The organism is Variovorax ginsengisoli (genome assembly GCF_030486595.1).
GTDB lineage: Bacteria > Pseudomonadota > Gammaproteobacteria > Burkholderiales > Burkholderiaceae_C > Variovorax > Variovorax ginsengisoli_B.
In genome coordinates, this window is record NZ_JAUJZH010000002.1 from 359,540 (window position 1) to 379,951 (window position 20,412).

19 protein-coding genes are annotated in these 20,412 nt (G+C 69.7%); 10 read left to right on the plus strand and 9 right to left on the minus strand.

Translation table 11 applies throughout. From position 1 onward, the window contains the following. Positions 1-207: 207 nt before the first annotated feature. The 4 genes from boxC to QZH52_RS04265 all read left to right on the plus strand — a co-directional run bounded on the left by boxC (position 208) and on the right by QZH52_RS04265 (position 5,144). Positions 208-1,875 carry a 2,3-epoxybenzoyl-CoA dihydrolase gene (boxC, locus tag QZH52_RS04250; RefSeq protein WP_301804363.1) on the plus strand — a complete coding sequence of 556 codons (1,668 nt, stop codon included), beginning with the start codon at positions 208-210 and terminating at the stop codon, positions 1,873-1,875. Positions 1,876-1,910: 35 nt separating this feature from the next. Continuing rightward, entirely contained in the window at positions 1,911-3,338 is a 1,428-nt protein-coding gene (boxB, locus tag QZH52_RS04255) for a benzoyl-CoA 2,3-epoxidase subunit BoxB (protein ID WP_286521627.1), read from the plus strand. Positions 3,339-3,399: 61 nt separating this feature from the next. Further along, a complete protein-coding gene (gene boxA / locus QZH52_RS04260) occupies positions 3,400-4,677 on the plus strand; it encodes a benzoyl-CoA 2,3-epoxidase subunit BoxA (RefSeq protein WP_301804367.1) in 1,278 nt (425 codons plus the stop codon). Between the two features lie 29 nt (positions 4,678-4,706). Further along, positions 4,707-5,144 carry a MaoC family dehydratase gene (locus QZH52_RS04265; protein ID WP_301804370.1) on the plus strand — a complete coding sequence of 146 codons (438 nt, stop codon included), beginning with the start codon at positions 4,707-4,709 and terminating at the stop codon, positions 5,142-5,144. Positions 5,145-5,156: 12 nt separating this feature from the next. Here the strand turns inward: QZH52_RS04265 and QZH52_RS04270 are convergent, their stop codons facing one another. Together QZH52_RS04270 and QZH52_RS04275 are read right to left on the minus strand one after the other, a co-directional pair. Next, the gene (locus tag QZH52_RS04270; RefSeq protein ID WP_301804375.1) at positions 5,157-5,972 is read right to left on the minus strand and encodes a class I SAM-dependent methyltransferase; all 816 of its coding nucleotides are present in this window, start codon (positions 5,970-5,972) and stop codon (positions 5,157-5,159) included. A 7-nt stretch (positions 5,973-5,979) separates the two neighbouring features. Then, a complete protein-coding gene (locus QZH52_RS04275) occupies positions 5,980-7,602 on the minus strand; it encodes a mechanosensitive ion channel family protein (protein ID WP_301804378.1) in 1,623 nt (540 codons plus the stop codon). 154 nt (positions 7,603-7,756) lie between these two features. Here QZH52_RS04275 and QZH52_RS04280 point away from each other — a divergent pair, with 154 nt between their 5' ends. Then, positions 7,757-9,745 carry an acetoacetate--CoA ligase gene (locus QZH52_RS04280; protein WP_301804381.1) on the plus strand — a complete coding sequence of 663 codons (1,989 nt, stop codon included), beginning with the start codon at positions 7,757-7,759 and terminating at the stop codon, positions 9,743-9,745. On the opposite strand, the gene QZH52_RS04285 is transcribed toward QZH52_RS04280, so the two are convergent. The 3 genes from QZH52_RS04285 to QZH52_RS04295 form a co-directional block, all read right to left on the minus strand. Next, the gene (locus QZH52_RS04285) at positions 9,740-10,138 is read right to left on the minus strand and encodes a phage holin family protein (protein ID WP_301804385.1); all 399 of its coding nucleotides are present in this window, start codon (positions 10,136-10,138) and stop codon (positions 9,740-9,742) included. The two genes, QZH52_RS04280 and QZH52_RS04285, sit on opposite strands and share 6 nt — an antisense overlap. Positions 10,139-10,196: 58 nt before the next feature. Next, positions 10,197-10,472 (minus strand): hypothetical protein, encoded by a 276-nt coding sequence (locus QZH52_RS04290; protein WP_286521645.1) that lies wholly within the window; start codon positions 10,470-10,472, stop codon positions 10,197-10,199. Between the two features lie 129 nt (positions 10,473-10,601). Further along, positions 10,602-12,020 (minus strand): 8-oxoguanine deaminase, encoded by a 1,419-nt coding sequence (locus QZH52_RS04295; RefSeq protein WP_301804391.1) that lies wholly within the window; start codon positions 12,018-12,020, stop codon positions 10,602-10,604. A 102-nt stretch (positions 12,021-12,122) separates the two neighbouring features. Here QZH52_RS04295 and QZH52_RS04300 point away from each other — a divergent pair, with 102 nt between their 5' ends. Next, positions 12,123-12,770: a hypothetical protein gene (locus tag QZH52_RS04300; RefSeq protein ID WP_301804394.1), complete on the plus strand. Its 648-nt coding sequence runs from the start codon at positions 12,123-12,125 to the stop codon at positions 12,768-12,770. Positions 12,771-12,773: 3 nt separating this feature from the next. Here QZH52_RS04300 and QZH52_RS04305 read toward each other — a convergent pair whose 3' ends face one another. The 3 genes from QZH52_RS04305 to QZH52_RS04315 all read right to left on the minus strand — a co-directional run bounded on the left by QZH52_RS04305 (position 12,774) and on the right by QZH52_RS04315 (position 14,294). Continuing rightward, entirely contained in the window at positions 12,774-13,364 is a 591-nt protein-coding gene (locus tag QZH52_RS04305; protein WP_301804397.1) for a hypothetical protein, read from the minus strand. Positions 13,365-13,448: 84 nt separating this feature from the next. Then, on the minus strand, positions 13,449-13,916 hold the full coding sequence (locus QZH52_RS04310) for a nuclear transport factor 2 family protein (RefSeq protein WP_301804400.1): 468 nt from the start codon (positions 13,914-13,916) through the stop codon (positions 13,449-13,451). 9 nt (positions 13,917-13,925) lie between these two features. Further along, positions 13,926-14,294, minus strand: a complete 369-nt coding sequence (locus QZH52_RS04315; protein ID WP_301804402.1) for a hypothetical protein — start codon at positions 14,292-14,294, stop codon at positions 13,926-13,928. 91 nt (positions 14,295-14,385) lie between these two features. Between QZH52_RS04315 and QZH52_RS04320 the strand changes: the two genes are divergently transcribed. Further along, positions 14,386-15,111, plus strand: coding sequence for a TetR/AcrR family transcriptional regulator (locus QZH52_RS04320; protein WP_301804405.1), 726 nt, complete (start codon positions 14,386-14,388; stop codon positions 15,109-15,111). Here QZH52_RS04320 and QZH52_RS04325 read toward each other — a convergent pair. Further along, positions 15,108-16,025 carry a LysR family transcriptional regulator gene (locus QZH52_RS04325; protein WP_301804407.1) on the minus strand — a complete coding sequence of 306 codons (918 nt, stop codon included), beginning with the start codon at positions 16,023-16,025 and terminating at the stop codon, positions 15,108-15,110. The two genes, QZH52_RS04320 and QZH52_RS04325, sit on opposite strands and share 4 nt — an antisense overlap. Positions 16,026-16,200: 175 nt before the next feature. On the opposite strand from QZH52_RS04325, the gene QZH52_RS04330 reads away from it, so the two are divergent. From QZH52_RS04330 to treF, 3 genes are read left to right on the plus strand one after another with little or no spacing between them, the layout of a single operon-like run. Then, a complete protein-coding gene (locus QZH52_RS04330) occupies positions 16,201-17,397 on the plus strand; it encodes an acyl-CoA dehydrogenase (protein WP_301804411.1) in 1,197 nt (398 codons plus the stop codon). Further along, positions 17,397-18,644, plus strand: coding sequence for a CaiB/BaiF CoA transferase family protein (locus QZH52_RS04335; protein WP_286535242.1), 1,248 nt, complete (start codon positions 17,397-17,399; stop codon positions 18,642-18,644). Before QZH52_RS04330 ends, QZH52_RS04335 begins: the two co-directional genes overlap by 1 nt. Then, positions 18,641-20,311 (plus strand): alpha,alpha-trehalase TreF, encoded by a 1,671-nt coding sequence (gene treF / locus QZH52_RS04340; RefSeq protein ID WP_286535241.1) that lies wholly within the window; start codon positions 18,641-18,643, stop codon positions 20,309-20,311. Before QZH52_RS04335 ends, treF begins: the two co-directional genes overlap by 4 nt. Positions 20,312-20,412 lie beyond the last annotated feature (101 nt).

Genomic DNA, 20,412 nt, shown 5'->3' on the forward strand with positions numbered 1-20,412 from the left:
TGCCCCCACGCTCGGCACTGCGTGTCCTCGCTGCCCCCCATGGGGGCGCGAGCTTGCTTGGGGCGGCCCGGCGCTGCGCTCGGCGCGGAAGTAAAAAAGTCATCGAAGGGTTGACGCGCGCCAGAACATGCAGCATGATGCATGTTCTGGCGATCGACAAATGCACTATTGTTCCTAGCCAGCCCCCCGACACCCCAGGAGACCTGCATGACCGACAGCACCCAAGCCCTTCGCGTGGACTACCGCACCGACCCCACTCAATACCGCCACTGGAAACTCAGCGTCGAGGGCCCGGTGGCCCGGCTGTCGCTCGACATCGCGGAAGACGGCGGCATCCGCCCCGGCTACAAGCTCAAGCTCAACAGTTACGACCTGGGCGTCGACATCGAACTCAACGATGCGCTCAACCGCGTGCGCTTCGAGCACCCCGAAGTCCGCTCGGTGATCGTCACCAGCGGCAAGGACCGGATCTTCTGCTCGGGCGCCAACATCTTCATGCTCGGCGTCTCCAGCCACGCCTGGAAAGTGAACTTCTGCAAGTTCACCAACGAGACCCGCAACGGCATCGAGGACACCTCGAAGCATTCCGGCCTGAAGTTCATCGCCGCGGTCAACGGCGCCTGCGCGGGCGGCGGCTACGAGCTGGCGCTGGCCTGCGACGAAATCATCCTGGTCGACGACCGCTCGTCTTCCGTCTCGCTGCCCGAAGTGCCGCTGCTCGGCGTGCTGCCCGGCACCGGCGGCCTGACCCGCGTCACCGACAAGCGCCGCGTGCGCCATGACCTGGCCGACATCTTCTGCACCAGCGTCGAGGGCGTGCGCGGCCAGCGCGCGGTCGACTGGCGCCTGGTCGACGCGATCGCCAAGCCGGCCCAGTTCGGCGCCGCGGTCCAGGAGCGCGCCGCCAAGCTGGCCGAGGCCAGCGACCGCCCGGCCAACGGCAAGGGCGTGAGCCTGACTCGCCTGGAGCGCCAGGACGGCGCCGACAGCCTGCGCTACGAGCATGTCTCGGTCGAGATCGACCGCACCCGCCGCACCGCGACCCTGACCGTGAAGGCGCCCACCGGCACGCAGCCCACCGACATCGCCGCGATCGAAGCCGCTGGCGCCGCCTGGTGGCCGCTCGCGATGGCGCGCCAGCTCGACGACGCGATCCTGAACCTGCGCACCAACGAACTCGACATCGGCACTTGGCTGCTCAAGACCGAGGGCGATGCCCAGGCCGTGCTGGCCAGCGACGCCACGATGCTGGCCAACAAGGACCACTGGCTGGTGCGCGAAACGCTGGGCGCGCTGCGCCGCACGCTGGCGCGTCTCGACGTCTCGTCGCGCAGCCTGTTCGCGCTGATCGAATCGGGCTCGTGCTTCGCCGGCCTGCTGGCGGAACTGGCTTTTGCCGCCGACCGCGCCTACATGCTGGCCCTGCCCGACGATGCCGACAAGGCGCCCAAGCTGACGCTGGACGCGCTCAACTTCGGCTTCTTCCCGATGGTCAACGACCAGAGCCGTCTGCAGCGCCGCTTCTACGAAGAGACCGCGCCGCTGGAAGCCGCCCGCGGCGCCGCCGGCAAGGCCCTGGACGCCGACGAAGCGCTCCAGCTCGGCCTGGTCACGATGGCGCCCGACGACATCGACTGGGACGACGAGATCCGCATGGCGATCGAGGAGCGCGCCGCGATGTCGCCTGACGCGCTCACTGGCCTGGAGGCCAACCTGCGCTTCGCCAGCAAGGAGAACATGAACACCCGCATCTTCGGCCGGCTCACCGCCTGGCAGAACTGGATCTTCAACCGTCCGAACGCGGTCGGCGCCAAGGGCGCGCTGAAGGTCTACGGCACCGGCGAGAAGGCCGGCTTCGACCTCAACCGCGTCTGATCCCACCCGCTTCGCAACGAACCAAGGATATCGAAATGAGCACGGTCAACTACAGCGAAAAGATCCCCAACAACGTCAACCTCGGCGAAGACCGCACCTTGCAGCGCGCGCTCGAAGGCTGGCAGCCGAACTTCGTCAACTGGTGGGACGATGTCGGCCCGGACGGCTCGACCGCCTACGAGGTCTACCTGCGCACCGCGGTCAGCGTCGACCCGCAGGGCTGGGCCCAGTTCGGCCACGTCAAGATGCGCGACTACCGCTGGGGCATCTTCCTGAACCCGGGCGACGCCAACCGCGAGATCCACTTCGGCGACCACAAGGGCGAGAAGGCCTGGCAGGACGTGCCCGGCGAGCACCGTGCCAACCTGCGCCGCATCATCGTGACGCAGGGCGACACCGAGCCGGCCTCGGTCGAGCAGCAGCGCCACCTGGGCCTGACCGCGCCCAGCATGTACGACCTGCGCAACCTCTACCAGATCAACGTGGAAGAGGGCCGCCACCTGTGGGCGATGGTTTACCTGCTGCACAAGCACTTCGGCCGCGACGGCCGCGAAGAAGCCGAGGCGCTGCTGCAGCGCCAGTCGGGCGATGCCAACAACCCGCGCATCCTGGGCGCCTTCAACGAGAAGACGCCCGACTGGCTGGCCTTCTTCATGTTCACCTACTTCACCGACCGCGACGGCAAGTTCCAGCTGTCGGCGCTGGCCGAGAGCGCCTTCGATCCGCTGGCGCGCACCACCAAGTTCATGCTGACCGAGGAAGCGCACCACATGTTCGTGGGCGAAAGCGGCGTGTCGCGCGTGCTCCAGCGCACCGCACAGGTCATGAACGAGCTCAAGACCGACGACCCGCAGAAGGTGCGCGCGGCCGGCGCCATCGACCTCGGCACCATCCAGCGCTACCTGAACTTCCACTACAGCGTGACCATCGACCTGTTCGGCGCCGACCAGTCGAGCAACGCCGCCATCTTCTACAGCTCGGGCCTCAAGGGCCGCTACGAAGAGGGCAAGCGCACCGACGACCACGTGCTCAAGGGCCAGACCTACAAGGTGCTCGAAGTGGTCAACGGCCAGTTGGTCGAGAAGGATGTGCCGATGCTCAACGCGCTCAACGAAGTGCTGCGCGACGACTTCATCAAGGACTCGGTGGCCGGCGTGCAGCGCTGGAACAAGGTGCTCGAGAAGGCCGGCATCCCGACCCGCCTGACCGTGCCGCACAAGGCCTTCAACCGCCAGATCGGCGCCCTGGCCGGCATCAAGATGTCGCCCGACGGCCGGGTGGTGAACGAGCAGGAATGGGCCGCCAAGAAGAACGAATGGCTGCCGACCCCCGACGACTTCGCTTTCGTGGCATCGTTGATGGGCCGCGTGGTCGACCCGGGCAAGTTCGCCGGCTGGATCGCGCCGCCGGTGATGGGCATCAACCGCCAGCCCGTGGACTTCGAATACGTCCGCTTCGGCTGAGCCAGGAGAGCGCCGCGGCACCGGCAAGGGCCGGCCCGCGGCGACATAAAGGAGATACACGATGGACATGGCAGTCGACGTTTCGGTCATCAGGCAGCACCTGATCGACCCCGAGATCTGCATTCGCTGCAACACCTGCGAAGCCACCTGCCCGGTCAATGCGATCACGCATGACGACCGCAACTACGTCGTTCGCGCCGATGTCTGCAACGGCTGCATGGCCTGCATCTCGCCGTGCCCGACCGGCTCGATCGACAACTGGCGCACCATGCCCATGGCGCGCGCCTATTCGATTGAGGAGCAACTGACCTGGGATGAGTTGCCGGCCGAGCTCACGCCCGAGCAATTGGAGGCCGAAGGCGTCGGCGCGCCGCAGGAGGCGCTGCTGCAAGTGCCGGCCGCGCCGCCCCAACCCGCGACAGCGCCCGGCGAAACGGCCTTCAATTCGGCCCAGTACGGCGCCACCGTGCCGCCCTGGTCGGCGGCCCACGCCTACACCAACCTGCATCCGCCGAAGAACCCGACGACCGCCACCGTGGTCGGCAACTTCAACTGCACCGAGGCCGGCTACGAAAACCAGACCCACCACATCGTGCTGGACTTCGGCGCCATGCCCTTCCCGGTGCTCGAAGGCCAGTCGATCGGCATCATCCCGCCCGGCACCGATGCCAACGGCAAGGCGCACTTCGCGCGCCAGTACTCGATCGCCAGCCCGCGCAACGGCGAGCGGCCCGGCTACAACAACATCTCGCTGACCGTCAAGCGCGTGCTGGAAGACCATCAAGGCAAGCCGGTGCGCGGCGTCGCCAGCAACTACGTGTGCGACCTCAAGGTCGGCGACAAGGTGCAGGTGATCGGGCCCTTCGGATCGTCGTTCCTGATGCCGAACCACCCGAAGTCGCACATCGTGATGATCTGCACCGGCACCGGCAGCGCGCCGATGCGCGCGATGACCGAATGGCGGCGGCGCCTTCGCAAGAGCGGCAAGTTCGAGGGAGGCAAGCTGATGCTGTTCTTCGGCGCCCGCACCCAGCAGGAGCTGCCGTACTTCGGCCCGCTGCAGACCTTGCCGAAGGACTTCATCGACATCAACTTCGCCTTCTCGCGCACGCAGGGCCAACCCAAGCGCTATGTGCAAGACCTGATGCGCGAACGCGCTGCCGACCTGGCCGAGCTGCTGAAGGATGGGCAGACGCACTTCTACGTCTGCGGCCTGAAGAGCATGGAGGAGGGCGTGGTGCTGGCGCTGCGCGATGTTGCGACCGAGGCCGGGCTCGATTGGGATCAGGTCGGCATGGGGCTGAAGCGCGAAGGCCGGCTGCACCTGGAGACTTACTGAGACATCGCTGGACCGATGTACCCGCACCCATGAAATTCGCGGACTTCCACGAGGGCCAAACCATCCAGGCCGGCCCCTACCTGGTGACGGAAGCGGAAGTCCTGCAGTTCGCCCGGGCCTACGACCCGCAGTGGTTCCACACCGATGCCGAGGCCGCCGCCGAGGGTCCGTTCGGCGGCCTGATCGCGAGCGGCTGGCACACCAGCGCGATCGCGATGCGGCTGGTCACCGACGCTGCCCTGGCGGGTTCCGAGTCCTTCGCCTCGCCGGGGCTGGCCTTTCTCAAGTGGCCGAACCCGGTGCGCCCGGGCGACAGCCTGCGGCTGGTGGCGGACGTGATCGAGGTGCGGCGCTCCGAGAAGCGGCCGCACCTGGGCATCCTGCGCTGGCGCTGGCGGCTCTTCAACCAGCGCGAACTGCCGGTGCTCGACCTCGAGGCGACCAGCCTGTTCCGGCTGCCGGCCTGAGGGTTTCCACGCTCAGGGCCGCGTCGCCACCGTGAGGATCGCGGGCATCGGCACTGTGTAGCCCTCGGCGTTGCGGTAGGGCTCGAGCGCCCTCAGGATCGCGGCGTCGATCGCTTCCGCACTGCCGTCCTGCTGGCGCTGCAGCGTGCCGCGCATGCGCACCGTGGCTGTCTTCAGGGTGCGCAGGATCATTTCGCCGGAGGCGGCCCGGAAGGTCTGCGGCACCGGCGTCACGAAGCACGCCACGAAGCCGGCCGCGGCCAGCACGGGGCGGCTGACCGACGGGTCCGCGAACATGAACATGCCGGGCCCCGCCGGCAGCCCGACATCGAGCGCGCCGTGGATGCGGATGGCGTCGAGCACGGCGCCGAACAGCCGGGTCTTCTGCGGCAGGTCCCAGACCGTGAAGGCCAGCCGGCCGCCCGGTTTCAGCACCCGGAAGGCCTCGCCGAAAAAGCGCTCGGGCTCGGGGAAATGCAGCACGCCGTAGTTGGCCACGACAGCGTCGAAGCGCTGATCCTCGAACGGCAGCCGGCCGGCATCGCCTTCCTCGAAGCGCAGCGCCGGATAGCGGAGCCTGGCGAGCCGGACCTGTTCGGGCGAGAAGTCGACCCCCGTGACTTCGGCGCCGCGCGCCTGTGCCGCGGCGGCCGCATGCCCGGCGCCGGTCGCCACGTCGAGGACCGACTGTCCGGGGGCCACGCCGGCGCCGTCGAGCAACGGCTCGATCGATTGGGCCGTCACGCCCGCCATGAGGTCGTCGTAGCTGGCGCACACCGCGGGGTCGGTCCAGCCCTCATGCTCGAAATCACGGAACGAGGCGGTCATGGGCCCCTCACTCCGCTGGCGCCGGCCGCCAGCCTTCCCTGGGCACCAGCACCGGGTCCGACGGCTGGAACACGAAGTGCGGCGACATGATCTGCACGCCGTACTCGTTGAAAACGTCCTGGATGTGGCCATGCAGCGCATCCAGCACGTCGTACTTGGGCGCGCCCACCCGCATGAAGACATTCAGTTCGTAGGCGATGTAGAAGTCCTGCAGCCCCACCTGCCGCACCGTCGGCGCCGGCGCGGCCAGCAGATCGGGCGTGCGCCCGGCGGCCATCACGAGCATCGCCTGCACCTGGCGCCAGGGGCTGTCGTAGCCGATCGTGACCGAGGTCGCCAGCGCGATGCCGCCATCGCCGGCCTTGGTGGTGTCGCTCGAGTTCAGGATCCGGGTGGCGACCACCACCGAGTTGGGCAGCGTGACTTCTTGGTCGAGCCGGTTGCGCAGCTTGGTCGAGAGTGTTCCGAGCTCGACCACGTAGCCTTCGGATTCGCCGATCTGCACGTAGTCGCCGGGTCGCAGCGCACGCGAGTAGATCAGCACGAAGCCCGACATGATCTGCGACACCACGCCGGACGACCCGAGCGTGACCAGCACCCCGAAGAAGACGCTGAGCCCCTTGAACGCGTTGGAATCCGAGCCCGGGATGAACGGGTAGGCGACCACCGCCGCGAACAGCCAGACCAGCACCACCGTCAGCCGCCGGGTGGCGCCAATGGTGTCGCTCTGCAGCGCGGCGACCTTCACGCCGCTCGCATGCGCGGCGTTGAAAAGCGTATGCAGGCCGCGCACCGCCAGGTGCGCGAGGACAAAGATCACGGCCACCATCGCGAGGTCGGGCATCGCGTGCAGTACCGCGACCGCGACGCGGGAGGCGACCCCGACCAGCGAGGCGTCGAGCGTGTCGCCCCAGGGGCGGGTGTAGGGGAAGCGGGTCAGCACGTACGCCAGCCAGACATAGGCGGCCATCAGGACCAGGCCGACCTTCAGCCACTGGACGGCATAGCCCAGCAAGGACACGGCGATCCGGCGGGCATGGAACAAGGGCCTTGCAGACGTCCGCTCGCGCAGGCCCTGCATCCGCGCCTCGATGCGCCCGGCCATGAACTGCAGCGCCAGGACCGCCGCCACGAGCGCCAGCGTCGCGAGCACGGACCACCCGATCGCGATCGAGAACTGGCGCGTGCTGGCCTGCGCCTGGCGTGCCAGCAGCGCCTCGTGCAGCCGCGAGGCCGCCTGCGCGGCCACCTGCGCCAGCGCCGGGTCGCCGGGCTCCAGGTCGTTGGCGAACACCGCGAACAGGGTGCCGCCGTCGAGCATCACCGCGTAGCCGGGCACGCCTTCATGGCTGAAGCTCGCGACTTCGACCGGCGCAGCGAGGCCGGTCAGCGGCAGGTCCCGGATGCGCTCGGCGGCACGGTCGGCGCGCTGCTGCGGCGACAGGCCGAACATCGGCACCCGGAAGACGAAGACCGTGCGGTTCCAGACCTTCAGCGTGGCGCCGGTGGGTGGGGCTTCCTGGGCGGACGCGGCAGCCGCCGCCGCAACCATCGCCAAGGCCAGCAGCCAGGCGCACCGGCGCAGGTGAGTCACGGCAAGCAAGAAGAAGCGGGCGAGTGGAATGGCCATCCCGGAGTCGGTCCTTTGCGCTGGGGCTGGCGGAAAGTACACCACGATCGGCCGGCCCGGGCAAGGCGAGCGGCCCGAGTGCGCGCAGATGGCGTGGAGAAGCCGGGAGTCAACCCCGATTGAGCGCGGTCGGCCGCGGCGCTAGGCTTGGTGCATGCGCGCTCCCAACATTCCCCAGCTCCGCCTCTATCAAAACTGGCTGAACCAGACTCGCGGCCTTCGATTCGACAGCTACGACGCGCTCTGGCGCTGGTCCGTCACCGATCTCGATGCCTTCTGGCAGAGCATCTGGGACTACGCCGGGCTGCGCTCGCCGACGCCGCACACGGCGGTGCTTGCCGACGCCCGCATGCCCGGCGCGCGCTGGTTTCCCGGAGCCCAGGTCAACTACGCGCGCGAGGTGCTGCGCCACGTCGACGCCGCCCATGCCGCGGGCATGCCGGCCATCGTGAGCGACAACGAGCTCGGCGAGGTGCGCGAGATGTCGTGGCCCGAGCTGCGGCGCCAAGTCGCGTCGGTGGCGCTCACACTGCGGTCGCTCGGCGTGGGCCGCGGCGATCGCGTCGCGGCCTACATGCCCAACGTTCCCGAGACCATGGTCGCGTTCCTGGCCTGCTCCAGCATCGGCGCGATCTGGAGCGTGTGCGCGCCCGACATGGGCACGCCGGCCGTGGCAGACCGCTTCGGCCAGATCGAGCCCAAGCTGCTGATCGCGGTCGACGGCGTGCACTACGGCGGCAAGCCGCTCGACCGCAGCGCGGTGCTGCAGGCGCTGCGCGGCCAGCTGCCGAGCGTGCAGAAGCTGTTGCTGGTGAAGACCCCGTTCGCCGCCGGCGAGGTGGCGCACGATGTCGAATGGCAGCAGGCCGCCGGGTGCGACGCCGCCCAGGTGGCAGCGTTCGAACCCGAGTGGCTGCCCTTCGACCACCCGATCTGGATCGTCTATTCGAGCGGCACCACCGGGCTGCCCAAGCCCATCGTGCACGGCCAGGGCGGCATCATCCTCACGATGCATGCCTGCGGCCTGCACAACGACGTCGGCGCCAGCTACGGCGCCAACAACTTCGGCGAGCGCTACCACTGGTACAGCTCCACCGGCTGGGTGATGTGGAACTCGCAGCTCTCGGGCCTGGCCTTCGGCGCCACCATCTGCATCTACGACGGCAACCCGGCGGGCAGCAAGGAGAAGCCCGACTGGAGCGTGCTGTGGCGCTTCGTCGCGCGGCACAAGGTCAGCTTCTTCGGCGCCGGCGCGGCCTATTTCACGCACTGCATGAAGGCCGGCCTGGTCGCCCGGGATTGCGGCGACCTGTCGCGCGTGCGCGCGCTCGGCAGCACCGGCTCGCCGCTGCCGGAAGAGGTGCAGCGCTGGGGCTCGCAGCAGGTGCTCGATGCCGGCTCGGAGGCGGTGTGGTGGTGCAATATTTCCGGCGGCACCGACTTCTGCGGCGCCTTCGTCGGCGGCAACCGCGAGTTGCCCGAGGTGCCCGGCCAGATGCAGTGCCGCGAACTCGGCCATGCGGTCGAGGCCTGGAACGACCGGGGCCGGCCGGTCATCGGCGAGGTCGGCGAACTGGTCTGCACCCGGCCGATCCCGTCGATGCCGCTCTATTTCTGGGGCGACCAAGGCAACGCGCGCTACCTGTCGAGCTACTTCGACACCTACCCCGGGGTCTGGCGTCACGGCGACTGGATCAGGATCGGCGCCGACGGCGGCTGCATCATCTACGGCCGCAGCGACGCGACCATCAACCGCCAGGGCCTGCGCATGGGCACCAGCGAGATCTACAACGCGGTCGAATCCCTGCCCGAGGTGCTCGACTCCATGGTGGTCGACCTCGAATACCTGGGCCGCCAGAGCTACATGCCCTTGTTCGTCGTGCTGCGTCCGGGCGTCGCGCTCGACGACGCGCTGCGCGGCCGGCTCAACCAGGCGATCCGCAGCTCGCTGTCGCCGCGTTTCGTTCCCGACGACATCTTCCAGGTGGCGGAGATCCCGCGCACGCTGTCGGGCAAGAAGCAGGAGCTGCCGATCAAGAAGCTGCTGCTCGGGCAGCCGCTCGACAAGGTCGTGAACCGCGAAGCGATGGCCAACCCGGCCAGCCTCGACTGGTACGTGGCTTTCGCCGAACGCCGGCTATAGCCAGTTGCCGCTCGAAGGCATCTGGATCGCATCGGGACCGCTGGTGTCCACCAGCGCACCCAGGAACACGCTCAGCAGCGAGATGAAGATGCTCGCGAACAGCGCGGTCCAGAAGCCCGACACCTTGAAGCCGCGCACCAGCGCCGACACCAGCAGGATCATCAGCGCGTTGATCACCAGCAGGAACAGGCCGAAGGTCAGGAAGGTCAGCGGCAGGGTCAGGATGATCAGCAGCGGCTTGACCACCGCGTTGGCGAAGCCGAGCAGCAGCGCCGAGATCACCAGCGAGCCGGTGCTCTCGAACTGGAGTCCGCGAAAGATGTAGCTGGCGACCCAGAGCGAGAGGGCCGTGATGGCCCAGTGCAGGAGAAAGGGCGCCAGGGAATTCAGCATGACGGGGCTCGCGGTTCGTTCGAAGTTGACCCGGCCATCATATCGGCGCCGGTCTGTCTTAAACCCGCCGGTTCGACAGCTTCACCATCAGCTCGTCCGCCAGTTCGAAGGCACGGTGCTCCATCACGGCCACCGGATAGCTGCCGATGCGCAGGCGGTCGTAGATGACAGTCGCGTAGCTGAATTCGTCGCCGAGCACCGAGGCCGCGTCCTGCAGGCACTCGGCGAGCGAGACCAGGCCTTCGCGCGCGTAGTGATGGGTGCCGTCGCCGGTCCCGACGGTCGCCTTGAAGTTGCCGTCCGCGCGTTTCGTGATCTCGACCTCAGGCTGCATGGCTCGCTCTTCCAGATTCCGATTGACTTCGTTGATGTGGGCTCCGCCCCGGGCGGAACCCTCGAGAGTACAAAGAGATCGGCGATCGCGCCATCACGGAAAACGGTGAGCGGGCTGTCGGCCGCTATGTCAACTCAGGTGCGGATGGCGCGCCTGTTCGTAGAGGGTGCGGGCCAGTTCGCGGTGCCGCGCCAGCAGCGGCGCGAGGTCGAGGTCGGCGAAGCGGCCGTCCCGGATCCGCACCCGGCCATCGATCACGCTCAGCGCGGCGACGCCCGGCTGGCAGAACACCAGCGCCGCCACCGGGTCGTGGCCGGCGCCCGCATGGCCGACCCCGCGCAGGTCGAAGGCCACGATGTCGGCCGACATGCCCGGCGCCAGCGCGCCGATGTCGTCGCGGCCGAGCACGCGGGCGCCGCCCAGGGTGGCGATCTCGAGCGCCTCGCGGGCGGTCATCGCGGCCGGGCCGAAGCCCACGCGCTGCAGCAGCATGGCCTGGCGCGCTTCGCCGAGCAGGTGGGCACCGTCGTTCGAGGCGCTGCCGTCGACGCCCAGCCCGACCGGCACGCCGGCGCGCCGCATGGCGCCGATCGGCGCGATGCCCGAGGCCAGCCGCATGTTCGAGCACGGGCAGTGCGCGACGCCGGTGCCCGTGCGCCCGAACAGCGCGATGCCGGCCGCGTCGAGCTTGACGCAGTGGGCATGCCAGACGTCGCGTCCGACCCAGCCCAGGTCCTCGGCGTACTCGGCCGGCGTCATGCCGAATTTCTCGCGCGAGTAGGCGATGTCGTTGTCGTTCTCGGCCAGGTGGGTATGGAGCGATACGCCGCGCTCGCGCGCCAGTTCGGCCGACAGCCGCATCAGGTCGCGCGAGACCGAGAAGGGCGAGCAGGGCGCCAGCACGATGCGGCGCATCGCGTGGCGCGAGGGGTCGTGCCAGCGGTCGATCAGCCGCTCGCTGTCGCGCAGGATCGCGTCCTCGCTCTCGACCACCTCGTCGGGCGGCAGGCCGCCGAGGCTGCGGCCCACGCTCATGCTGCCGCGGGCGGCATGGAAGCGCATGCCCATCGCGTCGGCGGCCTCGATCGAGTCGTCGAGCCGCGCGCCGTTCGGGAACAGGTAGAGATGGTCGCTCGACGTGGTGCAGCCCGACAGCATCAGCTCGGCCATCGCGATCCGGGTCGAGACCCGGATCATTTCCGGCGTGAGCCTGGCCCATAGCAGGTAGAGGTTCGTGAGCCAGCCGAACAGCTCGGCGTCCTGCGCCTCGGGCACGGCGCGGGTCAGGCTCTGGTACATGTGGTGGTGGGTGTTGACCAGCCCGGGCATCACCACGTGGCCGCGCAGGTCGATCGCCTCGGCCTGGCCACGCGCCAGGGCCTCGGCGTAGACCGGCGGCAGCTCGGCCGTGGCGCCTACCCAGGCGATCGCGGGGCCCTCGGTCACGACCGCGCCGTCGGGGATCTCGCGCCGGGCGGCATCCATGGTGACCAGCATGTCGGCGTGGCGGAGGATCAGGGGGCGGGGGGGCGTCGCGGCGGCATTCATGGCAGGGTTCCGTGTCGGGGCCGGCGGCCAGTGTGCACCAGGGCTCGCGATTTTTTTCGCCCCACCCCTGTTCAGGCCGGCCATCGCTGCCGATAGCTTGGGGTGGACACTCGGAGCCTTCCCCCATCCGGCGAGCCCGGCTATCGCATCCTGATGCGCGAAGGGTGCCGGGTGGTCTATGGGCACATGCCATTGCCCGAGTTCCTGGCCCTGATGAAGCAGGCCCACGACACCGAGTTGCTGCACGCCGGCATGGCGCGCATGCTGGACGCCACCGCCGTCATCGGCACCCCCGGGGCGCTGGCGCGGCTGCGCCTGCGCGAAACACCCGCCGCCATCGAAAGGATGCGGGCCCAGCTGGGCCGCGCCGCGCTGCGGCTCGATCCGCAATCGCTGCGCTGGCTGGCGGCCGGCGAGCAGGGGCCGGCCAGCCTCTCGCTGTTCGTGCTGCTGACCTGCGTGCGGCCCCGCCACTATCGGCACCGGTTGCCGGTGCTGCCGCGCGACGCCGGCGCGTTCCGGCGCTGCCGGCTGCTGATCGAGCAGGTGCCGGCCCTGCGGCATGCGCTGCCGCTGCTGGCCCAGCGCATCGCCGAGCCCGGCGTGGCCGAATGGGCGGCGCTTGCGCAGGCGTGGGACGACCTCTGCGCCCAGATGGACCACGAAGCGCCCGACTGGCGGCAGGGGCCGGTTGACGCCCCCGGCGTGACCGCGATGCTGGCCTGCTTCCGCGAACTCGAAATCGCTTAGGGGCTAGCGCCGCGGCCAGCGGGCCCCGCCGTTCAGCGGGCGGCGGGCGAAGAACCAGCGGCGCTTGCGGCTGGGTCCGCGGGCGGCGGCGGCCTGCCGTTCTTCGAATGCGGCCCATTCGTTCTGGAGCGTCGCTGCCAGCGCGGCCAGGTTGGCCTGCTTGTATTCCCAGACGCCGGCGACCACGAAATGGCCCATGCGCTGGGTGTCGGGCATGGGCGTGATCAGGATGCGGCCGGCACCCATGGCCTGCAGCACCGCGGCGCGCTCGGCCGCCAGGCGAAAGCCTTCGCCATAGCCCTCGATGTCGCGCGCCAGCGAGATCTGGACCAGCGTGATGCTCGAAAAATGCTCGGCGATGAAGGCCACCAGCATGGGCAGGAGGACCCGGCCGATCTTCGCCTTGTGGAGGTGCCGGCTGGACTCGGTGTCGGTGGGCTTGAAGTGCTCGATGCGCATTTGGGTGCCGCCCCGGCTCACCGGCACCGGGTCCAGGGTGCCGATGTGGGTCTCGCCGTAGTGCGCGAGCATGGGCTGGCCCAGTACGCAGGGCCCCAGGTCCGGTCCCGTGAAGTGCAGGCTGTGGATGCTCATGCCCGATTGTCGGTGGGGGCATGGGGTTCGAATCGGACGAACAACGGGGCGTTGGCGGCCCAGTTCGTTCGTCAGGCCGCCGGCTCAGAGGCCGAGATCGCCCAGTCCCGGATGGTCGTCCGGGCGCCGGCCCAGCGGCCAGAAGAACTTGCGCTGGTCGTCCCTGATCGGCAGGTCGTTGATGCTGGCATGGCGCACGCGCATCAGGCCGTCGTCGTTGAATTCCCAGTTCTCGTTGCCGTAGCTGCGGAACCACTGGCCGGAATCGTCGTGCCATTCGTAGGCGAAACGGACGGCGATCCGCGCGCCCTCGAAGGCCCAGAGTTCCTTGATCAGCCGGTAGTCGAGTTCGCGTGCCCACTTGCGCGCCAGAAAGGCCTCGGCCTCGGCCCGCCCGGCCACGAACTCGGCCCGGTTGCGCCAACGCGTGTCCTCGCTGTAGGCCTGAGCCACGCGTGCCGGATCGCGCGAGTTCCAGCCGTCCTCCGCGAGGCGGACTTTCTGGATCGCGCTGTCGCGCGTGAAGGGGGGGAGCGGCGGGCGGGTGGTCATGGGCGAAGGTTAGCCGAGTTCGAAGGCTTCGCGGAAGGCGGCGCAGAACGCCTCGGTCCCGCTGATCGACAGGCTGACCGTGTGCCGCACGACCCCCGCCGCGCCGGGCTGCACGCGCAGTCGGCGCTCGACCGGGTCGAACACCATCGACTGCGGCTGGCTGCTTTCCTGCATGCCCTGCAGGTCGTAGTCCCAGTCGCCGCCGTCGCCGACCGGCCCGCGCGGCGCGCCGAAGCCGGCGTGCGCCCAGTCCAGCACCTGCACCACCTCGGCCTCCACGGCAGCGACCTGCTGCGGGCCGGTGCTCGCCATGGCGTCGAACACGCCGACCCCTTCGGTGTCTTCGCTGTAGTCGAAATCCAGGTAATCCAATGTCATGCGCAAGATCATCCACGAAGCGCGGCGGCGGCTGAAGTAGACTTGCCGCGAGAATCCGAATTTAAATTCAAACTCAAGTTTGAAGGCCCGCATGTCCGCCCCCGCCAAGCAGAAATCCGCCGCGCGCACGCCGCGCCCCGATGGCGACGCCACCCGCGCCCTGCTGCTCGAAACGGCCGGCCAGGTGTTCGCCGAACGCGGCTTCGCCGACGGCACCAGCAAGGAGATCTGCGAGCGCGCCGGCACCCCGATGGCGTCGGTCAACTATCACTTCGGCAGCCGCGAGGCCCTGTACGAGGCGGTGCTGATCGAGGCCCATCGGCAGGTGATGGCGCTGGACGACCTGCTGGCCCTGACCCACGGCCCGGGCGATCCGAAGCAGAAGCTTCGCCTGCTGCTGGCCCGCCTGATCGGCTTCGCGTCGCAGGGCTCCGCGCCCTGGGGTTTCCGGGTCGTGCTGCGCGAGATCATGACGCCGACGGCCGCGGTCTCGGTGCTGATCGACAAGGCGATCCGGCCCAAGTCCCGCGTGCTGCTCGGCTTGATCGGCGAGGTGCTGGACCTGCCGCCCGAACACCCTGCCGTCCAGCGCGGCCTGATGTTCGCGCTGCTCCCCTGCCTGGTGATCCTGGTGGCGCCGAAGGAGGTGCCGGCCAGGGTGCTGCCCGCGGTGGCCAAGGAGAGCGGCGGACTGGCCGATGATTTCATCCGCTACGCGATGGCCGGGCTGGAGGCGATGGCGGCGGTGCACCGGCCGCAGCCGGATCCTGCTGCGAAGCCCGGGCGGGGCGCCCGGCGCGCGCCATCGAGCGTCTAGTTGGCCTGCCCGGCATCGGCGCCCGCCTGCGCGAGCAGCCAGTCGCGAAACAGCGTCAGCGCCGGCCGTTCGTCCTGGGCCGCCGGCGTCACCAGGAAGTAACTGCGCTCGCCGCGCAGCGGCCGGTCGCAGGCCACCACCAGCTCGCCGCGAGCGAGCTCGGCCTCGATCAGCAGGCGCGGCATCAGCGCCACGCCGAGGCCGTGCGCCGCGGCCTCGGCGAGCATTGAGAACAGCTCGTAGCGCGGGCCGCTGCGGGCCCGCGGCGCCTCGACCTGCTGGGCATCGAACCACTGGCGCCAGCCGTCGGGGCGGGTGCTCTGCTGCAGCAGCGGCAGCCGGGCGATGGCCGCGGGCGACAGCTGGCCGCGCGGCGCGATCAAGGCCGGGCTGCAGACCGGCAGCACGTCTTCGCTGAGCAGCGCGGTGGAGCGCGTGCCGGCCCAGTTGGCCGCCTGCGCCGGCGTGCCGGTGTAGAGCGCCGCATCGAAGGGCGTCTCGTTGAACAGGAAGGGCCGGGTGCGGGTCTCGATGTGGACCGTGATGTCGGGATGCCGGGCCGCGAAGTCCGGCAGCCGCGGGATCAGCCAGCGGGTGGCGAAGGTCGGCACCGCGGCCAGCTGCAGCGAACCGCCCAGCCCCTGCCGGGCCATGGCGTCGAGGGTGTCGCGCTCCATGGTGTCGAGCTGGCGCGCGATCTGGCGCGCATAGTCGGCGCCGGCCGGGGTCAGCGCCACGCCGTGGCGGGTGCGGCGAAACAGCGCCATGCCGAGGAAGTCCTCCAGCGCCGTGATCTGGCGCGACACCGCGCTCTGCGTCAGCGCCAGTTCCTGCGCCGCCCGCGTGTAGCTTTCGTGGCGGGCGGCGGCCTCGAAGCAGACGAGGGCCTGGGTGGAAGGGATCTTTCGGCGCATGGTATGCGGGGGCTACATAGTTGACTGGCAGGTCGCGCCAGCGGCGGCAGGGTCGCACATTGTGCTTTGAAGTGCGACAAACTCATAACTGGGTGTCGAATCGTCGTTTGCGCTCCCTGTCCCCGGCGCTTACGATCAGGGCCGACTTCCAGCACCCCTCATCGGAGACTTTCAGATGGCCCACGCCGCATTTCAATGGGACGACCCCCTCCTGCTCGACCAGCAACTCACGGACGACGAGCGCATGGTGCGCGATGCCGCCAACGCCTACTGCCAGGAGCGACTCGCCCCGCGCGTGATCGAAGGCTTCCGCACCGGCGAGACCGACCCGGCCATCTTCCGCGAGATGGGCGCCCTGGGCCTGCTGGGCCCGACCATCCCCGAGCAGTACGGCGGCCCCGGCCTCAACTACGTCTGCTACGGCCTGATCGCCCGCGAAGTCGAGCGCGTCGACTCCGGCTACCGCTCGATGGCCAGCGTGCAGAGCTCGCTGGTGATGGTGCCGATCAACGAATTCGGCACCGAGGCGCAAAAGCAGAAGTACCTGCCCAAGCTGGCCACCGGCGAATGGATCGGCTGCTTCGGCCTGACCGAGCCCGACCACGGCTCCGACCCCGGCAGCATGGTCTCGCGCGCCAAGAAGGTGCCCGGCGGCTACGCGCTCACCGGCGCCAAGATGTGGATCAGCAACAGCCCGATCGCCGACGTCTTCGTGGTCTGGGCCAAGGAAGTCAGCGAGAGCGGCACGGTCGGCCCGATCCGCGGCTTCGTGCTCGAGAAGGGTTTCAAGGGCCTGAGCGCCCCGGCGATCCACGGCAAGGTCGGCCTGCGCGCCTCCATCACCGGCGAGATCGTGATGGACAACGTGTTCTGCCCGGAAGAAAACGCCTTCCCCGAAGTGCGGGGCCTGAAGGGCCCGTTCACCTGCCTCAACAGCGCCCGCTACGGCATCTCCTGGGGTGCGCTCGGCGCCGCCGAAGACTGCTGGCACCGCGCCCGCCAGTACACGCTCGACCGCAAGCAGTTCGGCCGCCCGCTGGCCGCCAACCAGCTGATCCAGAAGAAGCTGGCCGACATGCAGACCGAGATCACGCTGGGCCTGCAGGGCTGCCTGCGCCTGGGCCGCATGAAGGACGAAGGCACGGCATCGGTCGAAGTCACCTCGCTGCTGAAGCGCAACTCCTGCGGCAAGGCGCTCGACATCGCCCGCCTGGCGCGCGACATGATGGGCGGCAACGGCATCAGCGACGAATTCGGCGTGGCCCGCCATCTCGTGAACCTCGAAGTGGTCAACACCTACGAAGGCACGCACGACATCCACGCGCTCATCCTGGGCCGCGCGCAGACCGGCATCGCCGCCTTCGCCAACTGATGTCAGCCCCCGCCGCCACGCAAGGCGCCCTCGCGGGCCTCAAGGTGCTCGACCTGTCCCGCGTGCTCGCGGGCCCGTGGTGCACCCAGATCCTGGCCGACCTGGGCGCCGACGTGATCAAGATCGAGCGACCGGGCGTCGGCGACGACACCCGCGGCTGGGGCCCGCCCTTCCTGAAGGACGCGGACGGCAACGACACCCACCAGGCCACCTACTTCACGGCCTGCAACCGCAACAAGCGCTCGGTCACGATCGACATGGCGACGCCCGACGGCCAGGCGCTGCTCAAGCGCATGGCGGCCGAGAGCGACATCCTGGTCGAGAACTTCAAGACCGGCGGGCTCAAGCAGTACGGCCTCGACCACGAGAGCCTGCGGGCCGCCAATCCGCGCCTCATCTATTGCAGCGTGACCGGCTTCGGCCATGACGGCCCGCACGCCATGCGCGCCGGCTACGACCTGATGATCCAGGCCACCACCGGCATGATGAGCATCACCGGCCGGCCCGACGACGTGCCCGGCGGCGGGCCGCTGCGGGTCGGCGTCGCGCTCACCGACCTGTTCACCGGCGTCTACGCCAGCACGGCCATCCTGGCCGCGATCGAAGTGCGCCACCGCACCGGCGAGGGCCAGCACATCGACATGGCGCTGCTCGACGTCGGCATGGCGATCCTGGCCAACCAGGCCAGCGCCTTCCTCAACACCGGCGTGGCGCCGCAGCGGCAGGGCAACAGCCATCCGAGCCTGGCGCCCTACCAGGACTTCCGCACCGCCGACGGTGCGATGCTGCTGGCGATCGGCAACAACGGGCAGTTCGCGCGCTTCTGCGAAGCCGCCGGCCATCCGGAGTGGGCCGCCGATCCGCGCTTCGCCACCAACACGCTGCGCGTCAGGCACCGCGAAGTGCTGATCCCCCAGATGGAAGCCGTGACCCGCACCCGCAGCACGGCGCAGTGGATCGCGCTGCTCGAAGACAAGGCCGTGCCCTGCGGCCCGATCAACGACATCGCCCAGGCCTTCGAGGACGACCAGGTCAAGGCGCGCGGCCTGGCCGTGACTCTGCCGCGCGATGCCGGCGACGGCATCGAACAGATCGTCGGCGTCGCCAGCCCGCTGCGGCTGCAGTCCACGCCCCCGGTGCTGCGCCGGGCGCCGCCGGCGCTGGGCCAGCACACCGACGAGGTGCTGGCCGAGTTCGGCATCGACGAAGCCAGGCGCGCGGCGCTGCGGGCGGCGGGCGTGGTGTGAACGCGCCGGGCGCTTCCACCGCGAAGCGCTCGACGCGCGCCGCGGCGGCGCCCGCGCCCGACACGCTGACGCCGGCCGACCGCTACCAGGAGCTTTTCGTCGCGGTCCAGTCGGGCCGCGTGTTCGCCGACAGCAAGACCTTCGTCGATTGCGCGCCGCGCGCCGAGCCGGAAGCCATCCTGGCCGCCTACCGTGCGCAGTGCGGCGAACCCGGCTTCGATCTCGCGGCCTTCGTGCAGGCGAACTTCGAGCTGGTCGAGCCGGCGCCGAGCGACTATGTCTCGGTGCCGGGCCAACCGATCGCGGCCCACATCGCCGACCTGTGGCCGGTGCTGACGCGGCATCCGCAGGTGCATCCGCCGCGCTCCTCGCTGCTGCAGCTGCCGCATCCGTATGTGGTTCCGGGCGGACGCTTCCGCGAGCTCTACTACTGGGATTCCTATTTCACCCTGCTGGGCCTGTCCGGCGAACACCACCGGCCGCTGGTGCGCGGCATGGTCGAGAACTTCGCCTTCCTGATCGACACCCACGGCCATGTGCCGAACGGCACCCGCAGCTACTACCTCGGCCGCTCGCAGCCCCCGGTGTTCGCGCTGATGGTCGAACTCGCGCAGCAGCAGGGCGCGGTCGATGCGATCGACTTCCTGCCGCAGCTGCGGCGCGAGCATGCGTGGTGGATGGCCGGCAGCGAGGGCCTGGCCCCGGGCGATGCGAGCCGGCGCGTGGTGCGGCTCGCCGGCGGCGCCCTGCTCAATCGCTATTGGGACGAGCGCGACACGCCGCGCGAGGAGTCGTGGATCGAAGACGTGGCCACGGCGCAGGCCTGTGATCGCGAGCCGGCCCTGATCTACCGCGACATCCGCGCGGCCTGCGAGTCGGGCTGGGACTTCAGCACCCGCTGGATGCGCGAGCCGCCGCCGCCGGGCGATGTGCAGCCCTGCGCCCATGTGCGCGCCGCCACGGCCGCCTCGCTGGCCAGCCTCTGCACCACCGACATCCTGCCGGTCGACCTCAACGCCTTCCTGCACCAGCTCGAATGCACGCTCGCCACCTTGAGCGGGCAGGCCGGCGACGCCGCCGCCGCGCAGGCCTATTCGCAGCAGGCCGAGGCGCGCCGGGACGCGATCGGCGAGTGCTTCTGGGACCCGCAGCAGGGCGCCTTCTTCGACCACGACTGGCGGCGGGGCGTGCGCCGCAGCTGCCTGACCGCGGCCAGCGTGGTGCCGCTGTTCGTCGGCCTCGCGACCGCTGCCCAGGCCGAGGCGCTGGCCGAGACCGTGTCGCAGCGGCTGCTGGCGCACGGCGGGCTGTCGACCACCGAGTGCGGCAGCGACCAGCAATGGGACCGCCCCAATGGCTGGGCGGCGCTGCAATGGATGGCGGTCCGCGGGCTGGCCGACTACGGCCACGAGGCGCTGTCGCGCACCATCGCCAGGCGCTGGCTCGCGACCGTGGCCGCGCTCTACGAGCGCGAAGGCAAGCTGGTCGAGAAATACGCCCTGCGTCGGGTCGAGCGCGACGACACCGCGGGCGGCGCCGGCGGAGAGTACCCGCTGCAGGACGGCTTCGGCTGGACCAACGGCGTCACGGCCGCCTTGCTGGCCGAGCACCCGCAGCACACCGCGCACGGCTGCGTGGCGCATGCGGCGGCGCCGCAGCATCGCTGAGCAACCAGGGGATCTCGCTGCGGCCCACGCCCAGGTCGCGCAGGTCGAGCTCGCTCATCGCGCGCAGCTGGCGCTGGTCCTGCCAGCAGCGACGCAGCGCG

Excerpts from the sequence above, each read along its gene's own strand:
- QZH52_RS04305 (WP_301804397.1), bottom strand. The coding sequence starts at position 13,364 with ATGAGCATCCACAGCCTGCACTTCACGGGACCGGACCTGGGGCCCTGC.
- boxC (WP_301804363.1), top strand. The coding sequence starts at position 208 with ATGACCGACAGCACCCAAGCCCTTCGCGTGGACTACCGCACCGACCCC.
- QZH52_RS04310 (WP_301804400.1), bottom strand. The coding sequence starts at position 13,916 with ATGACCACCCGCCCGCCGCTCCCCCCCTTCACGCGCGACAGCGCGATC.
- boxA (WP_301804367.1), top strand. The coding sequence starts at position 3,400 with ATGGACATGGCAGTCGACGTTTCGGTCATCAGGCAGCACCTGATCGAC.
- QZH52_RS04265 (WP_301804370.1), top strand. The coding sequence starts at position 4,707 with ATGAAATTCGCGGACTTCCACGAGGGCCAAACCATCCAGGCCGGCCCC.
- QZH52_RS04320 (WP_301804405.1), top strand. The coding sequence starts at position 14,386 with ATGTCCGCCCCCGCCAAGCAGAAATCCGCCGCGCGCACGCCGCGCCCC.
- QZH52_RS04325 (WP_301804407.1), bottom strand. The coding sequence starts at position 16,025 with ATGCGCCGAAAGATCCCTTCCACCCAGGCCCTCGTCTGCTTCGAGGCC.
- QZH52_RS04335 (WP_286535242.1), top strand. The coding sequence starts at position 17,397 with ATGTCAGCCCCCGCCGCCACGCAAGGCGCCCTCGCGGGCCTCAAGGTG.
- QZH52_RS04330 (WP_301804411.1), top strand. The coding sequence starts at position 16,201 with ATGGCCCACGCCGCATTTCAATGGGACGACCCCCTCCTGCTCGACCAG.
- QZH52_RS04295 (WP_301804391.1), bottom strand. The coding sequence starts at position 12,020 with ATGAATGCCGCCGCGACGCCCCCCCGCCCCCTGATCCTCCGCCACGCC.
- QZH52_RS04280 (WP_301804381.1), top strand. The coding sequence starts at position 7,757 with ATGCGCGCTCCCAACATTCCCCAGCTCCGCCTCTATCAAAACTGGCTG.
- QZH52_RS04285 (WP_301804385.1), bottom strand. The coding sequence starts at position 10,138 with ATGCTGAATTCCCTGGCGCCCTTTCTCCTGCACTGGGCCATCACGGCC.
- QZH52_RS04270 (WP_301804375.1), bottom strand. The coding sequence starts at position 5,972 with ATGACCGCCTCGTTCCGTGATTTCGAGCATGAGGGCTGGACCGACCCC.
- QZH52_RS04290 (WP_286521645.1), bottom strand. The coding sequence starts at position 10,472 with ATGCAGCCTGAGGTCGAGATCACGAAACGCGCGGACGGCAACTTCAAG.
- boxB (WP_286521627.1), top strand. The coding sequence starts at position 1,911 with ATGAGCACGGTCAACTACAGCGAAAAGATCCCCAACAACGTCAACCTC.
- QZH52_RS04315 (WP_301804402.1), bottom strand. The coding sequence starts at position 14,294 with ATGACATTGGATTACCTGGATTTCGACTACAGCGAAGACACCGAAGGG.
- QZH52_RS04275 (WP_301804378.1), bottom strand. The coding sequence starts at position 7,602 with ATGGCCATTCCACTCGCCCGCTTCTTCTTGCTTGCCGTGACTCACCTG.